The 6,845-nt window shown below is 59.0% G+C and carries 4 protein-coding genes, 1 tRNA gene and 1 pseudogene; 3 read left to right on the top strand and 3 right to left on the bottom strand.

The window, feature by feature from the left end; translation table 11 throughout:
- Positions 1 to 31 precede the first annotated feature (31 nt).
- The 3 genes from L8K08_RS28140 to gabD form a co-directional block, all read right to left on the bottom strand.
- A complete protein-coding gene (locus L8K08_RS28140) occupies positions 32 to 1,234 on the bottom strand; it encodes an HDOD domain-containing protein (RefSeq protein ID WP_242201457.1) in 1,203 nt (400 codons plus the stop codon).
- Between the two features lie 139 nt (positions 1,235 to 1,373).
- Positions 1,374 to 2,651: a 4-aminobutyrate--2-oxoglutarate transaminase gene (gene gabT / locus L8K08_RS28145; RefSeq protein ID WP_106577350.1), complete on the bottom strand. Its 1,278-nt coding sequence runs from the start codon at positions 2,649 to 2,651 to the stop codon at positions 1,374 to 1,376.
- Positions 2,652 to 2,831: 180 nt separating this feature from the next.
- The gene (gene gabD / locus L8K08_RS28150; RefSeq protein ID WP_242201460.1) at positions 2,832 to 4,274 is read right to left on the bottom strand and encodes an NADP-dependent succinate-semialdehyde dehydrogenase; all 1,443 of its coding nucleotides are present in this window, start codon (positions 4,272 to 4,274) and stop codon (positions 2,832 to 2,834) included.
- A gap of 371 nt (positions 4,275 to 4,645) precedes the next feature.
- Here gabD and L8K08_RS28155 point away from each other — a divergent pair.
- The 3 genes and pseudogenes from L8K08_RS28155 to L8K08_RS28165 form a co-directional block, all read left to right on the top strand.
- A tRNA-Arg gene (locus L8K08_RS28155) sits at positions 4,646 to 4,722 on the top strand.
- Between the two features lie 167 nt (positions 4,723 to 4,889).
- Positions 4,890 to 6,125, top strand: a complete 1,236-nt coding sequence (locus tag L8K08_RS28160; protein WP_242201462.1) for a tyrosine-type recombinase/integrase — start codon at positions 4,890 to 4,892, stop codon at positions 6,123 to 6,125.
- Between the two features lie 246 nt (positions 6,126 to 6,371).
- A pseudogene (locus L8K08_RS28165) lies at positions 6,372 to 6,845 on the top strand (hypothetical protein); the annotation flags it as partial.

Consider the following 6,845-nt stretch of genomic DNA (forward strand, 5'->3'; position numbering starts at 1 on the left):
GGCCGGCTCCCACACGTGACCTCGTTGCTGGCTAGGCCTTGCGTACCCGAGTCAACTCCGACAACCCGACCCTCAGCAAGCGCGCCGTTTTGCTGCCGGCCAGCTCTTCCAACCCTTCACGCTCGGTCAGCCGCGCCATCTGCGCTGCCAGGTTCATCACCAGCGATTCTCGCGAATACACCCCGCCTTCGAGTGAATAGATCGACGCAATCAACTGGCGTAGCTCCAACGGCAAACGCCAACGCGCGCGCAATGCCGAACCATAGGCCGCACCGTAGGTAGCCAGAGACTCGCCAATTGCTTCGTCATCCAACGCCCCGCCGCCCTGGCGCCAGTCTTCCAGGCAGCGCAACAACGCCAAGTCGCCCAACCGATGCAGGATGCCGGCGCTGTAGCAGCGCTCGTGGTCCAGCTCCAGCATGCGCGCCAGGCGGCGAGCATAGTCGGCAGTGTCTTGGGACAGTTGCCAGTGGCGCTCGGCATAGGCCACCAGCGCCGGGTCGCCCAGCACCACGTTGTGCTTGAGGGCCAGGCCCAGAATCAGGTTCATGCTCTGCCCGGCTGCCAGTGTGTGCAGCGCGGCGGACAGGGTTTGCACCGGCGTGCCGTGATGGCCGGCGCTGTTGGCGGCGGCGATCAATACGGCCGTTATTTGCGGGTCCATGCGCACCTGGTCTTCCAGGCATCCGAGGTCCAGGCCATCCGGCGTGAGGCTGTGCTCTACGGCGTCTTTTACATCCACGCGCAACGGCGCGCCGTCAGAGGCTTCGCGGCGGCGCTCCAGGAACACCGGCAGCGTCATTCCCGGCGCCAGCGGCGCAATTTCGCAGTACACGCTTTCGCCTTCGTTGAGCAGCAGGTCTTGCAGGCGCTGGGTCAGGCCTTCCATGTTCAGTGGTTTGGTCAGGTACGCCGTCGGCGCCAGGGGCAAGGCTTCGCGCACGCTGGCGCTGTCATTACGACTGCTCAACAGAATAAAGGGCAGCGAACGGCGCTTCTGGCGCACGCTGCGCAGCAGGCTCAAGCCATCGACGCCCGGCAGCTCCCAATCCGCGAGAATCAGGTCGTAGGTTTTTTCTCGCAACAGCGTGGCTGCTTGCTGCCCATCAGCACACACATCCAGCCGTGCGTCGCAGCGCACATTCAACAACACTTGCTTGAGCAGATCCCGCGACCAAGGGTCCGCCTCGGCAATCAACACTCGGGGTACAGCCGGTAAATCAACAGCAGTCATCCAGCACGCTCCATCGGCAATGCTGCAACCTTAGACAATCACGCTGCCTACGTACAATGAACACGGCCTGAATGTGCTGCATCGGGCACAAAAAAACCCGCCGAGGCGGGTTTTTTCTGTCGATCAAATCAGGTTCCGCTTACAGCTCGGAGAAACACTCTTCGATGATCGCCAAGCCTTTGTCCAACTGCTCGTCTGGCGAGGTCAGCGGGACCAGTACGCGCAACACGTTGCCGTAGGTGCCGCAGGACAGCAGGATCAGGCCCTTGTCACGCGCCTTGGCCACCACGGAGGCGACGGCAGCAGCGTTCGGCTTGTGGCTGTCGCCACCTTCGAACAGCTCGACCGCAATCATCGCGCCCAGGGCACGCACTTCACCGATTACCGGGTACTTGGCTTGAATGGCTTTGAGGCCAGTCACCAGGCGCTCGCCAACAGCCTTGCAGCGGTCCAGCAGGTGCTCTTCTTCAAACACTTCCATCACCGCCAATGCAGCGGCGCACGCGATCGGGCTACCGGCGTAGGTGCCGCCCAGGCCGCCTGGGGCGATGGCGTCCATGTATTCAGCCTTGCCGCACACACCGGCCAACGGGAAGCCGCCGGCGATGGATTTGGCGAAGGTGGTCAGGTCGGCGGCGACGCCCATCTGCTCCATGGCGAAGAAGGTACCGGTACGGCCGGCACCGGTTTGCACTTCGTCGGCGATCAGCAGGATGCCGTGCTTGTCGCACAGTTCGCGCAGGCGCTTCATGAAGGATTTAGGCGCGACGTAGAAACCGCCTTCGCCCTGCACCGGCTCGATGATGATGGCAGCGATGTCACGCGGCTCGGCATCGTTTTTGAAAATGCGTTCGATGCTGGCGATGGCGTCGTCATCGCTCACACCGTGCAGTTCGTTCGGGAACAGCGCGCGGAATACGCCGCCTGGCATCAGGCCCATGCCGGCCGAGTACGGCACGACTTTGCCGGTCAGGCCCAGGGTCATCATGGTGCGGCCGTGGTAGGCGCCGGTGAAGGCGATCACGCCGGCACGGCCAGTGGCGGCACGTGCGATCTTTACGGCGTTTTCAACCGCTTCGGAACCGGTGGTGACCAGCAGGGTTTTCTTGGCGAAGTCGCCTGGCACCTTGGCGTTGATTTTTTCGCACAGTTCCACGTAAGGCTCGTAGGCCAGAACCTGGAAGCAGGTGTGGGTCAGCTTGTTCAGTTGCTCGGTCACAGCGGCGATGATTTTCGGGTGCACGTGGCCGGTGTTCAGCACAGCGATACCGCCGGCGAAGTCGATGAACTCGCGACCTTCAACATCGGTCACGGTGGCGTTCTTCGCGGATTCAGCAAAGATCGGGTGAATCTGGCCAACACCGCGCGGTACAGCGGCTTCGCGGCGTTTCATCAGGGATGCGTTGGTCTTGCTCATAAAGTCCTCATTCGCCACTCATCGGGTGGCGTGGTCCAAGGAATACGTGGCGGGGAGGCAACTACGGCAGCATGCGATGATCGACTGCCACAGCTTTCCCGGCCACTACGAATAACGGTGTGAAACACGCAAAGGGTCAGCGCTCTCGTGCCCTCTGCGTTTGCTGCAAGCTCTTGCCGGTCAGATGCCCAGGCAGAGGTATTTGATTTCCAGGTAATCCTCGATCCCGTACTTGGAGCCTTCACGGCCCAGGCCCGACGCCTTGATGCCGCCGAACGGCGCCACTTCGTTGGAGATCAACCCCGTGTTGACGCCGACCATGCCGTATTCCAGGGCTTCAGCCACACGGAACACACGGCCCAGGTCGCGGGCGTAGAAATAGGAAGCCAGGCCGAACTCGGTGTCGTTGGACATCGCGATCACTTCGGCTTCGTCTTTGAAGCGGAACAATGGCGCCAATGGGCCGAAGGTTTCTTCCTTCGCCACGGCGGCATTTTTCGGCACGTCGACCAGAATGGTCGGCTCGAAGAAGTTGCCTTCCATCACCTTGCCACCGGCCAACAGCTTGGCGCCTTTGCTCAGGGCATCAGCGATGTGCTCCTGAACCTTGGCCACGGCTTTTTCGTCGATCAGCGGGCCAGTCGTGGTGCCGTCTTCCAGACCGTTGCCGATCTTGAGTTTGGCCACAGCCACTTTGAGCTTCTCGGCGAACGCGTCGTACACCGAATCCTGGATGTACAGGCGGTTGGCGCAGACGCAGGTCTGGCCGTTGTTGCGGTATTTGGAAATGATCGCGCCTTCGACGGCCTTATCCAGGTCCGCGTCGTCGAACACGATAAACGGCGCGTTGCCGCCCAGCTCCAGGGAGACTTTCTTGATGTCCTTGGCGCATTCGGCCATCAGCTGGCGACCGATTTCGGTGGAGCCGGTGAAGGACAATTTACGCACGATCGGGTTGCTGGTCAGCTCGCCGCCGATGTCGCCGGCACTGCCGGTGACCACGCTGAGCACGCCTTTAGGGATACCGGCGCGGTGCGCCAGCTCAACCAGGGCCAGGGCCGAGAACGGCGTTTGCGAAGCCGGCTTGATCACCATGGTGCAACCGGCGGCCAGGGCCGGGCCGGCTTTACGGGTGATCATCGCGGCCGGGAAGTTCCACGGGGTAATAGCAGCGGTCACGCCGATGGGCTGCTTGATCACGATCAGGCGCTTGTCGGGCTGGTGGCCGGGAATCACATCACCGTAGATGCGCTTGGCTTCTTCGGCGAACCACTCGATAAAGGAAGCGGCGTAGACGATTTCGCCCTTGGCTTCGGCCAGCGGTTTGCCTTGTTCCAGGGTCATCAGGCGACCGAGGTCGTCCTGGTTTTCAATCAGCAGCTCGAACCAACGGCGCAGCTTGTTCGCGCGCTCCTTGGCGGTCAGCGCACGCCAGGCCGGCAGCGCCCTGTCGGCGGCATCGATAGCGCGGCGGGTTTCGGCGGCGCCCATCTTCGGCACGGTGCCGAGAATTTCGCCCGTGGCCGGGTTGTTGACCTTGATGGTTTGACCGTTGTCCGCATCGACCCAAGCGCCATCGATAAAGGCTTGTTGGCGGAACAACTGGGTATCTTTGAGCTGCATGTCGGCTTTCCTTAACAGCACCGCGCGCACGCGGAGCGAATTAGAGTTGTTGAAAGGCGCCTTGTGGGCTGCCGTCAGGGAAATCAGCCCCAGCGCGCGGCAAGAATGAAAGAGCGCACGGGAGACAGAGCGTTTGAAATCTCAAACGAATCCTAGGATCAATGGGGGTACAGGGCAATAGTCTGTTCGAAAAAAAGAACGAAAACGGCGCATTTGCCGAATCTTTCTGATCAGCGTGATTCGGCCGCGTTCCACCCCATCGACCACCGGCGCCCGGCGCAGGGCCTCTGTGCAGCCAATTCCTACCCACAAACGGCCAAAGACCGGCATGGACGCCCAAGGACGACATGGGTATGATGTCGCCCGCACAAGCATCCGTAGCTCAGCTGGATAGAGTACTGCCCTCCGAAGGCAGGGGTCGTGGGTTCGAATCCCGCCGGGTGCACCACATAGCAGTCTCGGGCTGTCTCAGACAGTCTACTAAACACCCCAAGAAGCCCGCCCTGTGCGGGCTTTCTTGTTTCTGGCTATCCGTCCCTGTCTACTCCTATAACTTCCCGCCGTGTATGCCCACGTGTATGCTTTGAGATTCCTATAACTGGAGGCATACAGGAAGTGAAGCGCACTGAAATCAAACGCCGCCCCTTAGCAGACACCACGCTTGCAGGCCTGGAGCCTGAGCAAACAACGTATCGGGAGCAGGACGGGAATGGCCTGTACTTCCGGGTGAAACCTAACGGGCAGAAATCATGGGAGCTGCGCTACAAAAAGCCAGACGGAAAATGGTCTTGGCTGGGTCTCGGCGGCTACCCGGAAATCAGTGGCTCATTGGCGAGACAGAAAGCAGCTCAACTGCGTGAAGACGCATCGACCGGCAAAAATCCATTGGTGAGCAAGCAGGCTCGGAAGGTTGCAGACCAGGTTGCTGCCAACAACACCTTTGAAGCGTTAGGGCGCGAGTGGTTTGAGGCCAGACGCACAAGCTGGGAATCAGGTACGTCTCGACGGGTACTTGGCGCACTTGAGCTTCATGTGTTCCCCGTCTTCGGAAAACGCGTGTACACAGAAATATTGCCCCTGGAATGGATGGAGTTTCTACGCGGCATGGAGCAGAAGGGGATCATTGAACAAATGGGCCGAGTTCGTGCCTTTTGCAAAGAGATCTATGACCTGGCCCGCGTAACAGGACGAGCCGTCCACAACCCCCTTGAAGGTCTCAGCAAATTCCTGCAATCACGTAGCGCTGAAAACTATGCACACGTTTCGATTGAAGAGCTGCCTGCGCTACTTAGAGCGATCAACTCCTACCCTCACGCAAAGGACGTTCGTATAGGGCTTCGCTTGCTTTCCTTACTAGCATCGCGCCCGAGCGAAATCCGAGAAGCACGCTGGTCAGAAATCGACCTCTCCAAAAAGCTGTGGACGATCCCAGCCGAGCGAATGAAACGCCGTCGCGAACATGTGGTGCCTCTCTCTCGACAGGCAATCGAAGCGTTCACTGAGTTACGAACACTGACAGGTGCGTACCCTCTCCTATTTCCAGGCAGGAAAGACAGGACAATCCCCCGTAGCAACACCGTCTTTCTAATGGCGCTCCGCAGACTGGGATATGCCGGTCGGCAAACAGGCCACGGCTTTCGTCACATCGCGAGTACCATACTCAGTGAGCAGGGTTTCGATGAGAATCACATTGAGGCACAGCTCTCTCATGCAAAGGAGGGGATCGCCGGGGTCTATAACAAAGCGGTGTACCTCCCTCAGCGCAGAGTGATGATGCAGTGGTACGCCGATTATCTTGATTCCCTTGTGGCCGGAAATGTAGTGCAAGGTCAATTTGGGAAGCCCGTGTGAAGCAATTCACCCTATACCCCCTAACAAATGGTGTTACGGGTGTTACCCGTGTTACGCAAACCTATAAACAGTTGTTTTTATTGAATATATTTAGCGTTACACGCACTGAAAAACTTCTGAGCACCACGTGTTACATCGAGCAGTCGTGTTACAGAAAGGCCACACCCGCAACCCTGCTGGCATCCGCGTTTCCTTCCGAAAACCGCTGCGTTAGCCCACTGGCCTCGGGGCGTCGGGGAGAACTCAATGGACATTGAGTACGGCATAGAACTAGAAATCGCCGGTGTGGATGTCGACTGCCTACTTTGGGACCTCGACGATGTTGAAATCGCTGTTCGCACGTTGTCGCTGTATCACCAATTCTCCGAACGCTTTAGCGATGCGTTTCACTGCATCGACAACGCGATGTCCTACTGGCTAGAGGACGGCCGCTACGCTGACTGCGCAGAATCAACTACGACGAAGATGTTTCATCTTCGAAGCGTGATTGATCAGCACGTTTGTTTTTCCGAAGCGACCTCACTACCTAGAGTCATTCGAGGCGTCTTAGAGATCAATCACCCAGCCAGCGACACCCAGCTTGTAGCAACCTATGCGCTCATTCAGGCAGTCGAGGCAGTAACGGCACTTGGCAACTGGCTTTTCAACCTAGAGCTGCGTCTCTATGACCTTGACTATGATCTGGTCGAGCAGATCAGGCTAACTGACGCCACCCAGTAT

The organism is Pseudomonas sp. TREG-RG-20F-10-E-6-01, from assembly GCF_022662455.1.
Taxonomy (GTDB): Bacteria; Pseudomonadota; Gammaproteobacteria; order Pseudomonadales; family Pseudomonadaceae; genus Aquipseudomonas.

Excerpts from the sequence above, each read along its gene's own strand:
- L8K08_RS28140 (WP_242201457.1), bottom strand. The coding sequence starts at position 1,234 with ATGACTGCTGTTGATTTACCGGCTGTACCCCGAGTGTTGATTGCCGAG.
- gabT (WP_106577350.1), bottom strand. The coding sequence starts at position 2,651 with ATGAGCAAGACCAACGCATCCCTGATGAAACGCCGCGAAGCCGCTGTA.
- gabD (WP_242201460.1), bottom strand. The coding sequence starts at position 4,274 with ATGCAGCTCAAAGATACCCAGTTGTTCCGCCAACAAGCCTTTATCGAT.